Genomic DNA, 20,014 nt, shown 5'->3' with positions numbered 1-20,014 from the left:
TGGGTGAGTTAGGATTGGCCCCGTGAGTCTTACACTAGGAATCGTCGGCCTGCCCAACGTGGGCAAGTCCACATTGTTTAATGCCCTGACCCGTTCCGAGATCCTGGCGGCGAACTACCCGTTTGCCACCATCGAGCCCAACGTGGGCCTGGTGGAGCTGCCGGACTCCCGCCTGACCCACCTGGCGGAAATGTTTAACTCGGAGCGTATCCTGCCCGCTACCGTGTCCTTCGTGGATATTGCCGGTATCGTCTCTGGCGCTTCGCAGGGTGAAGGCATGGGTAACGCCTTCCTAGCCAATATCCGTGAGGCAGATGCCATCTGCCAGGTGGTGCGCGCTTTTTCCGATGACAATGTCATCCACGTTGATGGCAAAGTTGACCCGCGCAATGACATCTCCGTTATTAATACCGAGCTCATCCTCGCGGACCTCCAAACCATCGAAAAGGCTCTGCCGCGCCTTGAAAAAGATGCGCGCAAGAATAAGGACCTGGCTGCTGAGGTGGAAGCCACCAAGAAGGCGCAGGAGATTCTAGAAGATGACCGCACCCTCTTCGCAGCAGCTAAGGAGGGCGAGATTGACCTCTCGCTCGTGCGCGATCTGCACTTGATGACGGCAAAGCCTTTCCTCTATGTCTTTAACTCGGACGAGGCCGTGCTTACCGACGACGCAAAGAAGGAAGAGCTTCGCCAGCTCGTCGCCCCGGCCGAGGCCGTGTTCCTTGACGCCCAGACAGAAACTGAGCTGCTTGAGCTGGAAGTAGACGAAGCGCGCGAATTGCTTGAGTCCGTGGGCCAAGATGAGCCGGGGTTGGCTACTTTGGCCAAGGCGGGTTTTGCCACGCTGGGCCTGCAGACCTATCTCACCGCCGGTGAGAAGGAAGCCCGCGCGTGGACCATCAAGCAGGGCTCTGCCGCCCCGCAAGCTGCCGGCGTTATCCACACTGACTTTGAAAAGAAGTTCATCAAGGCCGAAATCGTTTCCTATGATGACCTAGTAGCCGCTGGCTCTATGGCCGAAGCTCGCGCTCACGGCAAGGTCCGCCAAGAAGGCAAGGACTACATCATGCAAGACGGCGACGTGTGCGACTTTAAGATCGGCGGTTAATTCCGCGTCTTCTAAGTCTTGGGCCTCCTAACGGAGAAGGCACTGCCCGCGCAGGCGGAGAAATTGTAGCGATTGAGAATCTTCCGCGTTATTGTGGGCGGCATACTCAAATAATAGGAGGTCACATTATGGCTGAACTAGACAACAAGATTATTGCTGTTATCGCTACCGATGGTTTCGAAGACTCTGAGCTGACTTCTCCGCTGGAGGCCGTGAAGAACGCTGGCGCCACCGTGCGCGTTATCGCCCCTAAGTCCGGTACTATCACCGGCAAGAACGGCACGGAGATTTCCGTTGACGCCGCTACCGCTGACTCCACTGGCGAGTCTTTCGATGGCATCATTTTGCCCGGCGGTACCGGCAATGCCGACCTGCTGCGCTTGGACAAGGCCGCAGTAGAAATTGTGCGCAATCACATGAGCAAGGATCTCCCGCTTGGTGCCATCTGCCACGGTGCCTGGATCCTGGCTGATGCTGAAGCTCTTAAGGGTCGTACGTTGACGTCCTTCCCCTCCCTGCAGACCGACCTGCGCAATGCAGGCGCTACGTGGGTAGATGAGGAAGTCCACTGCGATCAGGGCCTGGTGTCTTCCCGTACTCCCGATGACCTGCCAGCCTTTAATGCCAAGCTGGTTGAGGAATTCGCAGAGGGCCAGCACTAAAGCTCCTCGCTTACACGCCACGGGTATTACCCGTGGCTTTTTTATCTTGTACCAGAGTCTCGTCCCCTATAGACTTAAACTTTCCTGAAGGGGAGTAGTTCCCTCGGACTATCCGAGATGCCTGGTCGACATACTGGCGTTTAGCCCGGCCAGCCAGCGTTCGCAATTTACGCGGGCGTGAACGAGACCTTCGGTCAGCAACCGCACCGAAGGGAAAGACTATGTCTTCAATTGCCTCTGAACAGCGCATTCTTGAGCGCTTTATGCAGCTTTCCATCGCTGCCGCTGTGGCTACCATCATCCTTAAGGCCTTGGCCGCGTGGTTTACCGGCTCGGTGGGCTTCCTCTCCGATGCCTTCGAATCCATCGTGAATCTCGTCGCGGCCGTCGCCGGCTTTTATGCCCTCCGGATTGCTGCCAAGCCGGCCGATGATAACCACCAGTTTGGCCATGGCAAAGCGGAGTACGTCTCCGCCTTGGTGGAGGGCGCGATGATTTTCATTGCGGCCGGCATGATCATCTATACGGCCATCCAGCGCTTCTTTATTCCGCAGCCGATTGCTGAGGCAGGCTGGGGCTTGGCATTATCTACGCTCTCGTCTGTGCTTAACCTGGCGGTGGGTATCGCGCTCATCCGCGCCGGCAAGCGCTACCGTTCTGCCACCTTGGATGCGGATGGGCATCACCTGCTTACCGACGTCTGGACTTCCGTCGGCGTCCTTGTCGGTATCGCCGCCGTTTATTTAACTGGCTGGATGTGGCTAGACCCTGTAGTAGCCCTCGCTGTGGGTATCAATATCTTGTGGACTGGTTACACCCTCCTGCGCGATTCCGTGAGCAGTTTGCTTTCTGAAGCACTTCCCGCGGATGAGCGCCAGCAGATTCGCCAGCTGCTGGCCCGGTTGGAAAAGGAGCAATCGGTTACCTTCACGGACCGGCGTACTGTCGCTTCCGGCCGTCAGCGCTTGGTCTACCTGACCATGGAGGTGCCAGGAGAGTGGAGCGTTATGCATTCCCACGAGGTTGCTGACGTCGTGGAAATCGCCCTAGATGAGCTGTATCCAAGCTGCAGTGCGTTCATTCACGTGGAGCCGGCGGGCGTGGAAAACCGCCGCCCGTACCTATTTCGCTAGGCCTTAATTTTCTAAGTTTTCGGGCGGTCACTGTGGCTGATTTTTTAGACCGACATGTGTGTAGACCCGTTCGAGTGAATAGGGCCTGTACATAACCTGTGCTTTTCCGCAGAAAGCATACACCCTTCTGAAAGGACTCTGTGGGTTTAGTGGCACCGCCTTTTGGGGGTGGGGTAAGTCTTGAATGATTTGGAGAAAGTCGAGGGTGTTGACTAGGGCGCTGCGGGGTCGTGAAACGACATCTATTTTTTAGATTCGGGCCATTTATGGTGCAGAATTCTTAACGTTATGAAAATGTTATTGATTGCTCTGAGCTGCATGAAGTCTTCTCTGGGTGAATAAAACGGCAAAAATTTCTTGCTGGCGGTCGAAAAATTTTGAATTCTCCGTATGGTGGTTGTCACACCAAGCAAATAGCGATTCTCACCCCCGCATTCCACATGTGGGGGCAAGAATATGTCCTTTTGATTGGCTGAAGAGAGCTATACCAATAGCAGAAAGGATTTACTGACAATGGGTAAGAACATTAAGGATCTGTTTAACGCAACCGCATACGACAAGGACGGCGAGAAGCTGGGCAACGTTAACGAGGTATTCGTTGATGACCAGTCCGGCCAGCCTACCTTCGTTGAGGTTAACCACGGCCTGTTCGGTATGAACTCCAGCCTCGTTCCGCTGCGCGGTCACGACTTCTCCGGCGATGACCTGAAGCTGGGCTTCTCCAAGGACCGCATCAAGGACGCCCCAGACTTCGATTCCGATAAGCCGCTGACCCCAGAGGCACAGTCCGATATCTTCAAGCACTACGGCCTGGATAATGCACAGGACGTTACCGATTACAAGGACTCCAACCTGGACTCCAAGCGCGACGTTCAGGCTGGCGCTGACAAGGACCACAACTTGGCCGCAGGTGCCGGCGTTGCTGGCGCTGGTGCAGGCGCTGCTGGTGCACACGCTAACGAGAAGAAGGAAGCTACCCACACCACTGATGCGGCTGCTGCTGAGCGTAAGGCTGGCGTTGCCGATAACGCTGCTTCCAAGAACACCGCAGCTGCGCACACCAACAATGACGGCGAGCTCATCCGTTCTGAGGAGCAGATGAACGTCAATAAGGAGCGTGTGGCTACCGGCGAGGCTCGCCTGCGCAAGTACGTTGTAACCGACACCGAGACCGTTGAGGTTCCGGTTGAGCGCGAAGAGGTCAGCGTTGAGCGCACTCCGATCAGCGCTGAAGATGCCAAGAACTACAACGGCACCATCTCCGGTGACACTGAGGAAGCTTCCGTCACCCTGCACGAGGAGCAGGTTAACGTGAACAAGGAAACCGTTCCGGTTGAGAAGATCAACCTGAAGAAGGACACCGTTCGCGACACCGAGACTCACACCGAGGAGCTGCGCAAGGAGCAGATCGACACCGATGGTGTTGATGGCCTCAAGAAGTAAAAGCGCATAGCTAAACGCCCGCAAGGTTTTCCTTGCGGGCGTTTATTATGTTTGAGGGCTTATTTAAGCCTTGGCACCGATGGCTGCGGCCGAGTCAGAATCCATAATGTCTTTGACGCCGCTTTCTGCTGCGTCCCAGGTTGCCTTGTCTTGGATGCCGGCACGTTTAGCAACGACGGTGGCGCACAGTACCTGTCCGGTGACGTTGAGTGCAGTGCGTCCCATGTCAATAATCGGCTCAATGGCCAGCAGGAGACCGACACCAGCCAGCGGAAGGCCAAGTGTAGATAGCGTCAGCGTGAGCATAACCGTTGCGCCTGTGGTGCCTGCGGTAGCAGCGGAACCAATGACGGAAACAAAGATGATGAGCAGGTATTGGGTGAAGTCGAGGTTAATGTCGTAGAACTGGGCAACAAAGATGGCTGCGATGGCCGGGTATACGGAGGCGCAGCCGTCCATCTTGGTGGTCGCTCCTAGCGGAACGGCAAAGGAAGCGTATTCAGAAGGAACACCCATGGCCTTTTCGCTAAAGCGCTCGGTAGCTGGCATGACACCCATGGAAGAACGGGTAACAAAGCCCAGCGAGGTGACCGGCCAAACGCGCTTATAAAAGCCCATGACTGGAATCTTGTTGAACTTCAGTACGGCGGGGTAGACCACGACAAAAACCAGACCAAGGCCCACGTACATGGCCAGCACAAACTTGCCCAGCGAGCCCAAGGCGTCCCAGCCGTAGGTTGCTACTGCCTTACCGATAAGGGCGGCGGTGCCAATCGGTGCAAGGCGGATGATCCACCACAAGATGACCTGGATGACCTTGAGGAAGGACTCGGTAAAGTGCAGGAATGGCTCGGCGGACTTGCCGGTCTTGACCGCGGCGATACCGATGGCCAGGGAAATGACAAGCAGTTGTAGCGCGCCAAAGCTGAGGGATACTTCGCCGTCGGAAAGCGAGGCAGAAAGGCCTACGAAGTTCTGCGGCAGAAGCTGCTCAAAGAACGCGGTCCACGAGCCGACGTGGGAAGGATCCTGTGCAGTGGCGGCATCGACGCTCGTGCCGACGCCCGGCTTCATAATGCCGGCAACGAAAATGCCCATCAAGACAGAGAAGAATGCGGTAATGGCGAACCACACCAGTGTGGAAATCGCCAGGGAAGCAGCGTTAGCTACCTTGCGCAAATTGGCGACAGAGGTAACAACAGCGGCGAAGATCAGCGGCGGGATCATCACCTTGAGCAGCTGGACGTAGGCGCTACCGACTCCCGTGAGCAGGGTGGTCAACCAACCGGGATTGTCTGGGTCGGTATCCATGCCGGAGGCGATGAAACCCAAGATGAGGCCGATGATAAGGCCGGCAATAACTTGCGCGCCGAATCCTGTGGCCCAGCCTGGGAGCCTAGAGCGCGGAGATTCCTGTTGAGACATAAAGGTTCCTTTGAAAATAAAAATGGACAGATCGGACTAGTTTTCAGATACTGTCCTGTTCAACTTCAACTTCGCTCAGTTTATTCCTTCGACGTCTTTAGGCACAAGACGTGGGGATTCTCCCGTGGCTGCGACCTCATCCTTCGCGCTCACCGGGTGGCTTCTTAATACCTGGGGTTCTTTTCCCACTGAGCGCGAGGGGGAGGAGGAATTGCGGTGTGCGCCCTCGGCGCTCACCAGAGCGGGGTGGAAGCATCACCTTTACGCTGCTGGTGAGCGCGAAGGGCGGAGGGGGGGAAGGGCGGAGCGCGAGGTGCAGAGCGAGGAGGGGCTGCGATTTCTGGAATACTGGCGGCATGAAAATCCTCGTGACTGCATTTGACGCCTTCGGCGGAGAAAGCATTAACCCTACAGAACAAGCGCTGGAGCTATTACCAGAGGAGGTTGGGGGAGCGGAGCTTGTCAAGACGGTGATTCCGACCAAGTTTGGGGAATCCCTGCGCCGAGTAATTGCACTCGCAGAGGAATCATCAGTCGATGCAATTGTGTGCTTGGGACAGGCAGGCGGCCGGAAACATATCACCCCGGAGCGAGTCGCCATTAATGTGATGGATGCCGAGATTCCTGATAACGCGGGTTATCAGCCAGTGGATGTACCGGTCGTGGAGGGTGGCCCAGCGGCGTATTTTTCCACGCTACCGGTAAAGGAAATGGTCGCGGCGATGGATGATTGTCCGGCGCGGGTGTCGAATACGGCGGGGACTTTCGTGTGCAATCAGCTCCTGTATGGTCTCCTGCATCACTTCGCGGGGACGGAAGTGCGCGCGGGATTTGTGCATGTTCCCTATATTCAGGAGCAGAACAAAGCGGATAAGCCCATGATGGCGCTAGCTGAGATAGTCGAGGGGATAAAGCAGGCACTCTGGGCGGTGCAGGCTAGTTAGGGTAGCCTTTGTGGCTTTTTGAACCAGCGAAATATAGATTTATGGATATGTCTCGCTTTAGCCCTCTCAACTGGCCGGTTGTGCGCCAGCTGCGCAGCGGCGATCCCTTTGGCAGGGACGTCAATACGCAGTCTCAAAAGAGCAAGGATAAACATGGACGCACCGTGGAAGCGGACCGCGTGGTGCAGTCAGTGTGCCCGTACTGCGCGGTCGGTTGCTCGCAGCGCGTGTATGTCAAAGATGACCGTGTCATCCAGGTAGAGGGTGATCCGGATTCGCCCATTTCTCGTGGGCGATTGTGCCCGAAGGGATCTGCGTCGGAGCAGCTCATTAACTCCGCTACGCGCCTGACCAAGATTAAATATCGCGCGCCTTATTCTTCGCAGTGGCAGGACCTTGATGAAGATACCGCGATGGAGATGATTGCGGATCGTTTCTTGGAGGCGCGTCGCAACGGTTGGCAGGATGTCGACGATGAGGGCCGCACCCTCAATCGCACGATGGGCATCGCCGGTTTGGGCGGTGCGACCTTGGATAATGAGGAAAATTACCTCATTAAGAAGCTGTTTACCGCGGCCGGTGCGATACAGCTTGAGAACCAGGCGCGCATATGACACTCCGCCACCGTTCCTAGTCTAGGAACTTCGTTTGGCCGCGGCGGCGCAACCCAACCGCTGCAGGATATGGCGAATGCGGACTGCATCGTCATTGAGGGTTCTAATATGGCCGAGTGCCACCCAGTGGGATTCCAGTGGGTAGTAGAGGCCAAAAAGCGTGGGGCACGCATCATTCACGTGGATCCGCGCTATACGCGTACGTCCGCGTTTGCGAATCGCCATATTGGTATTCGCGGCGGCACGGATGTAGTGCTATTGGGTGCAGTGATTAATTATCTGCTGGAAAATGAGCTGTACTTCCATGACTATGTGGTGGCGTATACCAATGCGCCGATGATTATCTCGGAGGACTACCAAGACACCGAGGATCTAGATGGTTTGTTCTCTGGCTATGACCCAGAGACCGGAAAATACGTCACGGATTCGTGGCAGTACGTGCAGAAGCCCGAGGGTGCGTCGTGGAATGTGGAACGCGATGAATCGCTGGAGCATCCCAATTCGGTTTTCCAGATTCTCAAGCGCCATTACGCACGCTATACGCCTGAGATAGTGGAGGAGACCTGCGGTATTGCGCAAGAGGACTTCTACTACCTTGCGGAGTCGATTGCGCAGAATTCCACGCCGGATCGCACCACGTGCTTTGCTTATGCTTTGGGCTTTACTCAGCACACTCTGGGTGCGCAGTTCATTCGTACCGCGGCAATTTTGCAGCTGCTGACCGGTAACGTGGGCCGACCAGGCTCGGGCATTATGGCGTTGCGTGGACACGCGTCTATTCAGGGTTCTACTGATGTTCCGACCCTGTTCCACTCCCTGCCGGGGTATTTGCCGATGCCAAGCGTCGACAAGCAAAGCTGGCCTGAGTATGTAGATGGCATCCGCAATGAGTCGCAGAAAGGCTTCTGGCAGATCGGCGAGAACTATGCGGTCTCGCTGATGAAGTCCTACTGGGGCGATGCAGCGAGCAAGGAAAACGGGTGGGGTTATGACCTCATGCCGCGTATTTCTGGTGCGCATTCGACCTATGAAACGCTCATGGCAATGCTGGATGAGCAGGTGGAAGGCTATTTTGTCTTCGGCCAGAATCCGGCAGTGGCGCAGTCTAATGGCGGCATGCAGCGCCGTGGCTTGGCGGCGCTTAAATGGCTGGTTGTGCGCGATTTCCAGGAGATTGAGACTGCCTCTTTCTGGAAGGATTCACCGGAGATCAAAAACGGCGAGCTTAAGACCGAAGATATCGGCACCGAGGTTTTCTTGCTGCCAGCGGCAACCCACGTGGAAAAGGCCGGTACCTTCACCCAAACCCAGCGCATGTTGCAATGGCGTTTCCAGGCGGCACCGCCGCCAGGTGACGCCAAGAGTGACCTGTGGTTCTTCTACCAGTTGGGCAAGAAGATTAAGGAGCGTCTGCGCGATTCCACTGATCCCCGTGATCTGCCTTTGCAGAAGGTCACCTGGGATTACGTGGAAACCGAGGAAGGCGAGCCGAATTCTGAGGACGTCCTCAAGGAAATCAACGGCTATTACCTTGAGGGCCCGAAGAAGGGCGAGCTTTTGCCTGCCTTCGTGGAGATGAAAAATGATGGCAGCACCTCGGGTGGCTGCTGGATCTACACTGGCGTGTTTAAGGATGGTATTAATCAGTCCGCGCGCAAGGTTCCTGGTTCGGAGCAAAATGAGGTTGCTCCGGAGTGGGGCTGGGTGTGGCCGGCAAACCGCCGCCTGCTCTACAACCGCGCTTCGGCGAAGCCGGATGGCACTCCGTGGTCGGAGCGCAAGAAGTATGTGTGGTGGGATGCTGACCAAGGGAAGTGGGTTGGCGATGACGTGCCGGACTTCCCGGTTACTAAGGCCCCTGACTACAAGGCTCCGGTCGACGCCGTGGGGCCGGACGCCCTCGATGGCACCGATGCCTTCATCATGCAGGCTGATGGCCGCGGTTGGCTCTTTGCGCCGACCGGGCTTTCCGACGGCCCTTTGCCCACCCACTATGAGCCGCACGAGTCCCCGGTACACAATGTGCTGTACAAGCAGCAGCAATCGCCGACGCGTCTGACCATTAAGCGTCCAGATAACCTGTCGCGCCCCGAGCCGGGCGAGCCGGGCTCTGAGGTTTTCCCGTTCGTCTTTTCCACGTATCGCCTCACGGAGATGTACACCTCGGGTGCGATGTCACGCCGCTTGCCGTATCTGGCGGAGTTGCAGCCGGGCCTATTCTGCGAGGTTGATAAGGCCTTGGCAGAAAAGCGTGGATTGGAAAATGGTAAGTGGGCCACCATCGTCTCGCCTCGCGGCGTGATTGAGGCGCAGGTCTTGGTCACTGACCGTATGCAGATGATGAAGATCAATGGTGAGGAGTTCCACCAAATTGGTTTGCCGTATCACTATGGCGAGTCCGATTCCACAGCCGTAGCTGGCGATGGTGCCAATGATTTGCTGGGCCTCACGCTGGAGCCGAACGTATTCATTCAGAATTCCAAGATCGGTGCCTGCGATATCCAGCCGGGGCGTCGTCCTCGTGGTGAGGCCCGTGTGGAGATGCTCAAGGAATACCAGAAGCGTGCGCACCTGAACCTAGATTCCGGCAATGATCTACTCACCGTGGATGATTCCTTCACCTATAACCCAGAGCCGCAGCAGCCCGTGGATGCGGACACGCCCGGCGAGAAGGGCGAGGAAAGCGAAGAAGGTAAGTAAATGACAAATCTACTGACCGAGAACGCGAGCCGGCACGGCTACGATAAGTACCGCCGCATGGCCTTTTTTACCGATACCTCCATTTGTATTGGTTGTAAGGCCTGCGAGGTGGCGTGCAAGGAGTGGAACCGCAATCCGGTCGAAGGCTATGACGTCACCGGTGATTCCTATGACAACACCGGTGCGCTGGGCGCTAATACTTGGCGGCACGTGGCCTTCGTGGAACAAAATAATGACCGTATCGAGCACGCCCGCGAGGAGGGAAAGAAGCTCATTTCTTTGGGCATGCCTTCGGTCGGGGCGCAGCCGCAGGAAGTTGATACCACTCCGCCGGATACCGATACCTTCCGGTGGCTGATGTCCTCGGATGTCTGCAAGCACTGCACGCATGCAGGTTGCCTTGATGTCTGTCCTACCGGCGCACTGTTTCGCACCGAATTTGGCACTGTGGTAGTGCAAGATGACGTGTGCAATGGCTGCGGGACATGCGTAGCCGGTTGCCCGTTCGGTGTCATTGAACGCCGCGATGATGGCGGTGTGGCGCTGAAATATGACAAGACCGCCACGGTGGATTACGTCGATAATTCCCATGCTGGCGTCAACGTGTTGAAAAAGCTCAAGCAGCTTGCCCCGCAAGGCCCGGACCATACACCGGGCGAGGCGATGCCGATCAAGAACTTGGGCGTGGCCCAGAAGTGCACTATGTGCTACGACCGGCTGAAGCAGGGCGAGCAGCCAGCGTGTTCTAAGACCTGTCCGACGGATTCCATCCAGTTTGGCCCTTATGAGGAGATGGTGGCAGCCGCCAAGGAACGCGTGCGGGTACTGCACGAGCAGGGGATTACTGAAGCCCGGCTTTATGGTGCTAATCACGATGATGGTGTGGGCGGAACCGGATCCATCTTCTTGCTTTTGGATTCGCCAGAGGTCTATGGACTTCCGCCAGATCCACGCGTGCCGACGGCGGATTTGCCGCAGATGTATAAGACCGCAGTGAAGGCCATCGGCGGCATGGCGCTGGCCGTGGCCGGTTCCTTCCTGATTGGGGGACGTAAATGAGCAACTTTGATGAGTACCGCCCGCCGCAGCCGGAGCGTCGTAACCGCTACCGGAAATTTGATGGCACCAAACCTAAAAAGAAGCGCAAGCGCCCGGGCGCGGGCGCGCAGGATGGCTCCAAAGAAGAGCGCATGGCGCAGGATTTCGAGTTCTCGTCCTACTACGGCCGCCCAGTAGTTAAGGCGCCGCCGTGGGAATGGCCAATCGGTGCGTATCTCTTCTTGGGCGGCGTCAGTGGCGGATCGGGGCTTTTGGCCGCCGGCGCACAGGCCGTAGGCAATGCACCGCTGCGTCGTACCACCCGCCTTTCTGCCTTTGGCGCGGCGGCCGCGGGATCAGTCTTTTTGATTCTAGATTTGGGCCGCCCGGAGCGCGCGCTGAATATGTTCCGCGTCTTCAAGGTGACCTCGCCGATGTCTCTGGGATCGTGGATCCTGTCGGGCTTTGCGAGCGCGGCCGCGCTGCCGGCCGCAGCGGAAGTGGATGCAGCGACTGGACATAAGCTGCCCCTGCCTAAGTTCGTGCGCACGGCGCTGCAGAAAGCTGGTGGACCGGCAGGCGCAGTCGCGGGAGTGCTCGGTGGTCCGCTAGCGGGATATACCGCGGTATTGCTGTCGAATACCTCGAACCCGGTGTGGAATGACATGAAAAAGCACCTGCCGTATGTCTTCGTTTCCTCGGCAGCGGCGGCGTCATCAGGAATGGCTATGGTGACCACCCCGGTCGAGCACGCAGGTCCTGCCCGCGTGTTGGGCATGGCCGCCGCGGCCAGCGATCTAGCGGCGACCAAGGTCTTGGAAGAAGGCATGGAGCCGGAGCCGCGCGAGGAGCTGCACGAGGGAAAGCCGGGCATGCTGATGAAGGCTTCGGAATACCTCATTGCGGCCGGTGGCGTGGGGAGCATGCTGGCTGCGGCCACAAAGTCCCGCGCGGTATCGGTGGCCGCGGGGCTATCGCTATTGGCGGGATCGGCGTGCACCCGCTTTGGTGTGCTCAACGCCGGCCTAGAAGCAGTGAAGAATCCGGAGACTACCATCGGGCCGCAAAAGCGCCGGGCGGAAAAGCGCCGGCGCGAGCAGGGCCTCGACCACGATGTGGTGAGCCCGGACTAGTCCACCTCCTGTAGGGCGGGAGCGAGTTCCGCGCCGATATCTTTCCTGCGTTGTTGCTCGGCTGCGGAGCAATAAAACTGCCGGTCGGTGGACCCGAAGGGGAGGGGAGCATGCGCTTGGCGATGCTCCCTCCGGTTGCACACCCCATCAACCCCAGCGCGGCTAGGGGCGCTGGGGAGGAGAAAATTTAGGCCTTGATATAAGCATCGCCCGTGCACTCGGTGGTGTGGCCGATGACGGGGTAGCCGGGGACCTCGCCGATGAGGAGGAGTCCGCCGGAAGTTTGGGCGTCGGCAAGCAGCACCAGCTCTTCCTCGCTCAAGGAGGTTTCCAGGTGTGGGCGTACCCAGTCGAGGTTGCGGCGGGAGCCACCGGGGATGAATCCTTCCGCCAAGGCCTCCTTCGCGCCGTCGATGGTGGGCACGGCGGAAAAGTCGAGCTCCGCGGCGATGCCAGAGGCGCGGCACATCTTATAAAGGTGGCCGAGCAGGCCGAAGCCGGTGACATCGGTGGCCGCACGCACGCCCGCCTCCACCGCGGCACGGGCGGCCTCGCGGTTCAAGGTGGTCATGGAATCGACTGCGGCTTGGGATACCTCGCCGGTGGCCTTGTGTTTATTGTTAAGGATGCCTACGCCGATGGGCTTGGTGAGGGTAATGGGCAAGCCGGGCTCGGCGGCGTCGTTGCGCATGAGCTTTTCGGGCGCGACGATACCGGTGGCGGCCATGCCATAGAGCGGTTCAGGGGCGGTAATGGAATGGCCGCCGGTAACAGAGATGCCGGCTTCGGTGGCTACGTCCATGCCGCCGCGCAAGACCTCGCGCAGCACGTCGAGTCCGAGCTTTTCATTGGGCCAGCCTACGAGGTTGATGGCGGTAACGGGGGTGCCGCCCATGGCATAGACATCAGAAAGCGCGTTGGCCGCAGCCACTCGCCCCCAATCGTAGGGGTCATTGAGCATCGGGGTGAAAAAATCCGCGGTGGAAATAACTGCTAGACCATCCTGGATTTTGACGGCCGCAGCATCATCGCCGTCATCTAGGCCCACCAGTACATTAGGGTCGGCCTTGCCTATCAGGCCCTCGACGGCAGACTCAAGCTGTCCAGCGGGAATCTTGCAGGCGCAACCGCCGCCTGCGGCGAAAGAGGTGAGTTTAATTTCTTCGGTCATAGCGCCATTTTACTCATCTCCAGAGAGTATCTGGCTGCAAAGCTAGGGCGGGAACCCGCTTGCGGCGGCGTGTGGCGATAGGACAGAGGGCGCCGAGGTTTCGCCTTCGAGGGGCTTGGTGGACGTAGGGATGACAGGTGTATTGGCGCCGGGGAATGCGCGTGTAAGGTGAGCACACGGAGGCGTACGTGTCCTGGTGGGCGCCCCGGTCTTCAAAACCGGTGAGGCCGAGCATCTCGGTCTGGCAGGTTCGATTCCTGTCCGTCTCCGCCATTCGCGCGCAAGGAGGAATGCCACAGTGCCCACGCCCACCCCTGCAGCCAGCCCCGATCCCCGTCGGAATATTCCCCGCATGGATGAGCTGCTCCAGCTGCCAGAAGTAGAAACCGCGCGACAGCGCCTTGCCGAGCACACCATTCGTGCAATTGTTCAGCGCACAGTTGCCCAAGCACGCCGCGGCGAGCTGCCTATCAACGATATCCCCACAGAAATTGCGCAGCGCCTGGGTCAGCAGAGGGTGCATTCCCTGCGGCCGGTCATCAACGCCACCGGCGTCATCATCCATACCAACTTAGGGCGCGCCCCTCTTCCGAGAGCCGCAGTAGAGGCCCTTCATGACGCCGCCTCTTATACCGACGTGGAAATGGACCTTGACTCCGGCAAGCGCTCAAAAAACCGCGGAGCTGGCGCCACGGCTGCGCTGCTTGCGGCCTGTCCCGGTGCAGAAGATGCCCTCGTGGTCAATAACGGCGCCAGTGCCTTGCTCTTGGCCACTGCCGCACTCGCCCCGGGCAAAGACGTCATCATTTCGCGCGGCGAACTTATTGAAATCGGTGCGGGCTTTCGTTTGCCGGAGCTCATCGAGTCTACGGCCACGCGCCTCAAGGAAGTCGGCGCGACTAATCGCACGCATCTGGCCGATTATGAGCGCGCGCTGGGGGAAAATACTGGCGCCATTTTGAAGGTGCACCCTTCTAACTTCCGCATTGAGGGCTTTACCTCCGCAGTCGGCGTGGATGAGCTGCACCGCCTAGCAGCGCAGCACCATACTCGGCTCATTGTGGACTTAGGTTCTGGCTTGCTGAACCATGATCCCGCATTGCCGGAGGAACCAGATATTCAGGCCCAGCTGCGCGCCGGCGCCGATATCGTCATTGCCTCCGGCGATAAGCTACTCGGCGGCCCGCAGGCAGGAATTTTGCTCGGTACCAAGGAGGCGATTGCTGCGGTGAAAAAGCACCCACTTGCGCGCGCCGTGCGTATAGACAAGCTGCGCCTCAACGCCTTGGAGGCTGCCATTTCCACGCCTTCGAATGCGGTGCAAGATGCATTGCATCTGGACCGGGAGACCCATCGCGCGCGCACGGAAGCGATAGCGGAGGCAGTCGGTGCGCATGTAGTGCCCCACGATGGCCGCGTGGGCGGTGGCGGGGCGCCCGAATACCCGCTACCCGGTTATGCAGTTAGCCTGCCAGAACACTTTGCGGAAGCACTTCGCCACCACGAACCACCGGTGGTAGCCCGGGTGCATCAGGGCAACTGCTTAGTGGATATACGCTGCGTTCCCGCAGACCAAGACGCCGTGGTCATTGCCGCGATTAAGGCGGTGGGCTAGGTGTACGTCGTTGCTACCGCCGGCCATGTAGACCATGGCAAGTCCACCTTGGTGCGCGCACTTACGGAGATGGACCCGGACCGGTGGGAAGAAGAGAAGCGCCGCGGGCTCACCATTGACCTAGGATTTGCCTGGACCACCTTGCCCTCTGGTGCAGATGTGGCTTTCGTGGACGTGCCTGGCCATGAAAAATTCTTGGGCAATATGCTTGCCGGCGTAGGCCCGGCCCCAGTGGTCCTTTTCGTGGTGGCAGCTGATGAGGGGTGGCAAGCCCAGTCCACCGATCATCGCGATGCCTTGCGGGCACTGGGCGTAGAGCATGGAATTATCGCACTTACCCGCAGCGACCGCGCCACCGTAGATCGCACCGCCGAGATCCGTGCGGAGCTGGCAGATACCCCGCTTGCCGACGCCCCCATTATCCCCGTCTCCGCCCCTACCGGCGAAGGCATTGCAGAGCTGCGGCGGGCGCTGGATGATGTGCTTGCTGAAGTACCTGCTCCCGATCCGACAGCCCCAGTGCGCCTGTGGGTCGACCGGGCGTTTAGCGTGAAGGGAGCGGGCACCGTGGTCACCGGAACACTCGCCGCGGGCAGCTTGCGCGTAGGCGATAGCCTGCAGGTGGTGACAGCTGAGGGCGAAAAGACGGTGGAAATTCGGGGACTGCACAGCGAAAATAGCGCACAGGAATCCCTTGGCCCTGTCACCCGCGCTGCCGTCAACCTGCGGGGAGTAGATGCCGCCGAGATACACCGCGGCGACGTAGTGCTGAGCCCAGGCGCATGGCGACTAGTGGAGCACCTCGATATTCGCCGCACCTTTGGCGCCGAGCTCGATGGGCTGCCAGATAACCTCGTCGTCCACACCGGTACCGCCGGGGTAGAGGGCCACTTGCGGCCCCTTTCGCCCGATTTCGCGCGCCTTAGCTTGGCTCATCCGCTGCCCCTTCAGCTCCTCGACCGCTTCGTCGTCCGCAGCCCCGGCGGCCGCCACGTCGTCGCCGGGGTAGAAGCAGTAGATCTTCGCCCGCCAGAGCTTAACCGTCGCGGTGCCGCTCGCCGCCGCGCAGAAGAACTCAGCGCGCAGGAGTCATTTAGGGATCCTGCCTCCTATCTGCGGCGCGTCGGCTACGCCCTCCTAGAAGACCTCGCCCGCGATGGCTTCGATACTGCCGCGCCACCCGCAGGCATCATCGCCTTCCGCGAGTGGTGGATAGCCGCTTCCCAGGTAACACGGTGGAAGGAAGCACTCAACGATGCTCTGCATGCCCACGCTGCCGCACATCCCTTGGCGCAGGGAATGCCTCGCAAGGCGGCCATGGATGCCCTCGGCCTGCGCGACGAAGGATTGCTAGGGCTTGCGATCGCCGCTGCGAAAGCAGAAAGCAGTGAGGGAGTGCTTCGCTTGCCTGGGCAACGGGTGGATCTCGGCGCGGCTGAGCAGGGCATTGCTGTTATCGAGAAGAGACTTAAAGCGTCACCCTTTGCGGCACCAGAGGCAGATGATTTAGCGGAGCTGGGTCTGGGTACCAAGGAGCTTGCTGCCGCTGAGCGCGCTGGGCGCCTGTTGCGTCTTCAGCCCGGCATCGTGCTTTTGCCCTCGGCACCAGAGGAAGCGCGTCGGAACTTGGCCGAGCTGGAACAGCCCTTCACGCTTTCTGCTGCCCGCCGGGCCTTGGGGACGACGCGACGGGTAGCCATTCCGCTCCTGGAATATTTAGATGCCCAGCGGATTACTCGCCGCGGGGAGGGAGGCTGCAGAACCCTGCGCTAGCAAGGACACTTTGGCTGGGGCCAGTAGCTATTTGCGGTGGTTTCCTCCGCGGTGGTGGGAAGTCTCGCGTGCTACGCGCCGAGCCCGCACGCGCGCGGATTCGGAAGAAAAACGGCCAGGTTCCTCAGCTACCGGGAGCACGCGCCAACTAAAACTTTGCTCGCCTGGGACAGAGGAGACCAATTCTGCAAGCTTGGCGCTGGCTTTAGGCGGCGTGGCCGAGTGAGCAGTTTGTTGTAGCGAAGCTGGCTGGGAAGGCGCAGCGGGTGCGGCTGGTTGCGCGTGCGGTCCTTGCGGACGACGCGAGCCCGTGGGAAGTGCAGTGACGATGGTCTCGCCGGATACTGTGTGATCCCAGACTTCGGGCTGTGTGGGCATGGATGCAGGTGCGGCGGCAGGAATTGCAGGTTGGGGAGCAGGCACGCGCAATGGTGGGACGGCGGGGGAGAAGATTTCCTCGGTGGTGGCCGTATCAGCGGGGATATCGACTGCAAGCATGCCGTGGCTCGTGTAGGCACGGGCGGACAGCCCCGCTCCGGAGGCACTAGCAGCCTCGAATGCGGCACGCAGACCAGGCAGCGAGGCGATATCGCCGCAGGGGCCGAGAACCATATCGTCGCAGGTAGCCACAGCCGTACCGGAAAGGTCTTCCAGGGTAACGAAGAATTGTTGCGTACCCATGCACTGAAGCTGGGGTGAGGAAAGGTCGCCGGCGGCGACGTCGATAAGCACGCCTCGTCCACCGGCTAGCAGCGCGGTTCCTTGGGGCTGGTCATTGACCGGAACCATCCACGGCCACATGCCGAGGGACACGGCAACCTCCACCTTGCCGTCTACTACTTCCACTGTGGCACTAGTCTGTGGCTGGGCAAACGAGTTTTTCAAACGCTCTAGGGCGGGATATTCCGCGGCTTCTACCTCATCCAAAAAACCTAAAAAGCCGAAGTCTGAGCGGATGCGCCAGCCGTTGGTGTAGGTATCGGGCTCTAGGGAGACATCGACAAGCGCTGCGTGCTCGGCCACGCCGGGGATGCTCAACGCGGTGCCCAGCACGGGGTGCTCAAGGACTGCGACATGCTCCACGCCGAAGTAACTAGTCGCGAGCGGGTAAAGCGCCATAGAAAGTCACTCCCAAGGTTTAAGGCCGGTAAACAATGCTGGACCTATTTTACGCATATGGGGGTAAGGCTGATGCCAGCTTTATATCCAGCGAGTTTTTATTAATGTGTAGACAGCTCTTTCAAAGTGACGCCTGAAAATAGAATAGGAGTAGAACCATCTCTTCTTCACCGTCTTCTTCATCCCGCCCTGTGCGCGGGGTAAATAGCTCGGAAGAAAGTAAAAAACGCACCCGTAACGCAAAGCGCATTCTCAAAGACATTATGTACCCGCATAATATCCACCCTGCGCTGGTGCCGGGCGTTTCCATTGAGGATCAGAAGGTTAAATATGGAGTGGATAAGCCGATCCTTGTGGCGGTCGGCGGCCTGGTCATGGCCTTCGTCATTTGGGGTGTGGTTGCGCCCGAGCAAGTCTTTGATGCCTCTTCGGCCGCGCTGGATTGGGTAATGCGCAACTTGGGTTGGATTTTTACTGCCTTGGCTACGTTCCTGATGTTTTTGCTCCTCATCTTGGCCTTTTCCAAGTACGGAAAGATTCCACTGGGGCTCGATGGGGAGAAGCCAGAGTTTTCCACGGTGAGCTGGGCTGCGATGCTCTTTGGTGCTGGCATTGGTATCGGCATTATTTTCTTCGGCCCCTTCGAACCGCTGAGCTACTACCTTTCGCCGCGGCCAGGCGCGTACGAGGCAGCTAGCGATAAAGCCGTGCTTGGGGCAATGGCTCAGGCCGCAATGCACTGGGGATTTAATGCTTGGGCAATCTATGCCATCGTGGGCTTGTGCGTGGCCTATGTGTCTTTCCGCCGCGGCCGCGTTCCCCTGATGAGTTCCATCTTGATGCCGCTTTTTGGCAATCGTTCTACGGATTCCCTGCCGGCGCGCATCATCGACGGCCTGGCCATTATTGCCACGCTCTTTGGTACCGCCGCGACCTTGGGCATTGGTGCGCTGCAGATCGGCCGCGGCGTGGAATTGGTTAGCGGCTGGTCCACCACCGGCAATACTGCGGCGCTGATCATTATCGTGGTGCTGTCTATCGGCACGATTTTTTCGGCCGTTTCGGGCGTGGCTAAGGGCATTCGTTGGCTCTCAAATATCAACCTGGTGCTAGCGCTTGCGCTGGCGCTGTTCTTCTTCGTGGTAGGTCCCACCGCTTTCTTGATCAACATGTTGCCGGCAGTGGTGATTGAGTATCTCGATGAAATGCCGCAGATGCTCTCTGCCAATATGGGCGAGGGCGAAGATATGGTGGCATTCCTCTCCTCATGGACCACCTTCTACTGGGCTTGGTGGGTATCGTGGTCACCGTTTGTGGGTGTTTTCGTAGCCAAGATTTCGCGCGGGCGTACCATCCGCCAATTCGTGCTTGGCGTGCTGCTTATTCCATCGGCCATCATTGTTGCTGCCTTTACCATTCTTGGTGGCACCACCATTTGGCTGCAGCGCCGCGATGGCGATATCGCCCCGGACGGCACTATTGACTCTATGCCGGCGGCAGAAGATATCTTCTTTAAGGTCCTGGACCATTTCCCAGGTGCGGAGTGGATGGCACCCATTGTCATTCTCATGCTGGTTGTCTTCTTCATTACCACGGCGGACTCCGCATCCATTGTGAACTCGCAGCTCACGCAGCGGGGTAACCCCAAGCCAAACCCTATTGTTACCGTCTTTTGGGTGGTGTGCATGGCCGGCATCGCCGTGGTCATTTTGCTCGCTGGCGGACGCAATGCGCTGCAGGGCCTGCAGAATCTTATTACGATTACCTCTCTGCCATTTGCGGTCATCATTGTGCTTATGTGTATCGCGCTGGTGCGCGAGCTGCGCCATGATCCAATCTCTATCCGTCACTTCTACGAGGATGAGGCGGTTTCTAATGCGATTGTGCGTGGCGTGCGCGATTATGGCGATAATTTTGCCTTGTCCATTGAACCGACGGAGGGGGACTATGCAACGGGCGCGCACTTTAACTCCACTGCAGCAGAGGTGACCGATTGGTACGCGCGCACGGACGAGGAAGGCCACGCTGTGGGCTATGACTACGAGACAGGCGAGTACGTGGATAATGATCCTTCTATCAAGAATGGCGAATTTATCTCTCCTGTGCCTGAGGACAAAGATGAGGGTTAATACCTGA

The 20,014-nt window shown here is 58.6% G+C and carries 14 protein-coding genes and 1 tRNA gene; 12 read left to right on the top strand and 3 right to left on the bottom strand.

Annotated features, from left to right (window positions below):
- Positions 1-22 precede the first annotated feature (22 nt).
- The 4 genes from ychF to I6I12_RS08380 all read left to right on the top strand — a co-directional run bounded on the left by ychF (position 23) and on the right by I6I12_RS08380 (position 4,346).
- The gene (gene ychF / locus I6I12_RS08395; RefSeq protein WP_200287819.1) at positions 23-1,108 is read left to right on the top strand and encodes a redox-regulated ATPase YchF; all 1,086 of its coding nucleotides are present in this window, start codon (positions 23-25) and stop codon (positions 1,106-1,108) included.
- A 128-nt stretch (positions 1,109-1,236) separates the two neighbouring features.
- Complete coding sequence (locus I6I12_RS08390) at positions 1,237-1,770, top strand: type 1 glutamine amidotransferase domain-containing protein (protein ID WP_200287817.1); 534 nt, start codon at positions 1,237-1,239, stop codon at positions 1,768-1,770.
- Between the two features lie 221 nt (positions 1,771-1,991).
- Positions 1,992-2,903 carry a cation diffusion facilitator family transporter gene (locus tag I6I12_RS08385; RefSeq protein WP_200287815.1) on the top strand — a complete coding sequence of 304 codons (912 nt, stop codon included), beginning with the start codon at positions 1,992-1,994 and terminating at the stop codon, positions 2,901-2,903.
- A gap of 513 nt (positions 2,904-3,416) precedes the next feature.
- Positions 3,417-4,346, top strand: a complete 930-nt coding sequence (locus I6I12_RS08380; RefSeq protein WP_023021869.1) for a PRC and DUF2382 domain-containing protein — start codon at positions 3,417-3,419, stop codon at positions 4,344-4,346.
- Positions 4,347-4,409: 63 nt separating this feature from the next.
- Here I6I12_RS08380 and I6I12_RS08375 read toward each other — a convergent pair whose 3' ends face one another.
- Complete coding sequence (locus I6I12_RS08375) at positions 4,410-5,771, bottom strand: dicarboxylate/amino acid:cation symporter (RefSeq protein ID WP_200287813.1); 1,362 nt, start codon at positions 5,769-5,771, stop codon at positions 4,410-4,412.
- A 356-nt stretch (positions 5,772-6,127) separates the two neighbouring features.
- Here I6I12_RS08375 and pcp point away from each other — a divergent pair, with 356 nt between their 5' ends.
- From pcp to nrfD, 4 genes are read left to right on the top strand one after another with little or no spacing between them, the layout of a single operon-like run.
- A complete protein-coding gene (pcp, locus tag I6I12_RS08370; RefSeq protein WP_200287811.1) occupies positions 6,128-6,715 on the top strand; it encodes a pyroglutamyl-peptidase I in 588 nt (195 codons plus the stop codon).
- Between the two features lie 47 nt (positions 6,716-6,762).
- Positions 6,763-10,029: a formate dehydrogenase-N subunit alpha gene (gene fdnG, locus I6I12_RS08360; protein ID WP_234288108.1), complete on the top strand. Its 3,267-nt coding sequence runs from the start codon at positions 6,763-6,765 to the stop codon at positions 10,027-10,029.
- Entirely contained in the window at positions 10,030-11,088 is a 1,059-nt protein-coding gene (locus I6I12_RS08355; protein ID WP_200287808.1) for a 4Fe-4S dicluster domain-containing protein, read from the top strand. It abuts the gene before it with no gap.
- On the top strand, positions 11,085-12,200 hold the full coding sequence (gene nrfD, locus I6I12_RS08350) for an NrfD/PsrC family molybdoenzyme membrane anchor subunit (protein ID WP_200287806.1): 1,116 nt from the start codon (positions 11,085-11,087) through the stop codon (positions 12,198-12,200). Before I6I12_RS08355 ends, nrfD begins: the two co-directional genes overlap by 4 nt.
- A gap of 187 nt (positions 12,201-12,387) precedes the next feature.
- On the opposite strand, the gene selD is transcribed toward nrfD, so the two are convergent.
- Positions 12,388-13,371, bottom strand: a complete 984-nt coding sequence (gene selD, locus I6I12_RS08345; RefSeq protein WP_200287804.1) for a selenide, water dikinase SelD — start codon at positions 13,369-13,371, stop codon at positions 12,388-12,390.
- A gap of 178 nt (positions 13,372-13,549) precedes the next feature.
- Between selD and I6I12_RS08340 the strand changes: the two genes are divergently transcribed.
- The 3 genes from I6I12_RS08340 (at position 13,550) to selB (ending at position 16,759) form a co-directional block, all read left to right on the top strand.
- Positions 13,550-13,644, top strand: a tRNA-Sec gene (locus I6I12_RS08340).
- Positions 13,645-13,723: 79 nt separating this feature from the next.
- The gene (selA, locus tag I6I12_RS08335; RefSeq protein WP_234288194.1) at positions 13,724-14,986 is read left to right on the top strand and encodes an L-seryl-tRNA(Sec) selenium transferase; all 1,263 of its coding nucleotides are present in this window, start codon (positions 13,724-13,726) and stop codon (positions 14,984-14,986) included.
- Positions 14,987-16,759: a selenocysteine-specific translation elongation factor gene (gene selB, locus I6I12_RS08330; RefSeq protein ID WP_200287800.1), complete on the top strand. Its 1,773-nt coding sequence runs from the start codon at positions 14,987-14,989 to the stop codon at positions 16,757-16,759.
- Between the two features lie 27 nt (positions 16,760-16,786).
- Here selB and I6I12_RS08325 read toward each other — a convergent pair whose 3' ends face one another.
- The gene (locus tag I6I12_RS08325) at positions 16,787-17,878 is read right to left on the bottom strand and encodes a hypothetical protein (RefSeq protein WP_200287798.1); all 1,092 of its coding nucleotides are present in this window, start codon (positions 17,876-17,878) and stop codon (positions 16,787-16,789) included.
- A gap of 191 nt (positions 17,879-18,069) precedes the next feature.
- On the opposite strand from I6I12_RS08325, the gene I6I12_RS08320 reads away from it, so the two are divergent.
- Positions 18,070-20,007: a BCCT family transporter gene (locus I6I12_RS08320; RefSeq protein ID WP_200287796.1), complete on the top strand. Its 1,938-nt coding sequence runs from the start codon at positions 18,070-18,072 to the stop codon at positions 20,005-20,007.
- Positions 20,008-20,014 lie beyond the last annotated feature (7 nt).

It is taken from the genome of Corynebacterium kefirresidentii (assembly GCF_016599755.1).
GTDB lineage: Bacteria > Actinomycetota > Actinomycetes > Mycobacteriales > Mycobacteriaceae > Corynebacterium > Corynebacterium kefirresidentii.
This window is presented reverse-complemented; position numbering and strand designations above follow the sequence as displayed.

Coding starts and splice junctions, on each gene's coding strand:
- selA (WP_234288194.1), top strand. CDS start 13,724: ATGGATGAGCTGCTCCAGCTGCCAGAAGTAGAAACCGCGCGACAGCGC.
- I6I12_RS08390 (WP_200287817.1), top strand. CDS start 1,237: ATGGCTGAACTAGACAACAAGATTATTGCTGTTATCGCTACCGATGGT.
- selD (WP_200287804.1), bottom strand. CDS start 13,371: ATGACCGAAGAAATTAAACTCACCTCTTTCGCCGCAGGCGGCGGTTGC.
- I6I12_RS08375 (WP_200287813.1), bottom strand. CDS start 5,771: ATGTCTCAACAGGAATCTCCGCGCTCTAGGCTCCCAGGCTGGGCCACA.
- I6I12_RS08325 (WP_200287798.1), bottom strand. CDS start 17,878: ATGGCGCTTTACCCGCTCGCGACTAGTTACTTCGGCGTGGAGCATGTC.
- I6I12_RS08380 (WP_023021869.1), top strand. CDS start 3,417: ATGGGTAAGAACATTAAGGATCTGTTTAACGCAACCGCATACGACAAG.
- pcp (WP_200287811.1), top strand. CDS start 6,128: ATGAAAATCCTCGTGACTGCATTTGACGCCTTCGGCGGAGAAAGCATT.
- I6I12_RS08385 (WP_200287815.1), top strand. CDS start 1,992: ATGTCTTCAATTGCCTCTGAACAGCGCATTCTTGAGCGCTTTATGCAG.
- nrfD (WP_200287806.1), top strand. CDS start 11,085: ATGAGCAACTTTGATGAGTACCGCCCGCCGCAGCCGGAGCGTCGTAAC.
- I6I12_RS08355 (WP_200287808.1), top strand. CDS start 10,030: ATGACAAATCTACTGACCGAGAACGCGAGCCGGCACGGCTACGATAAG.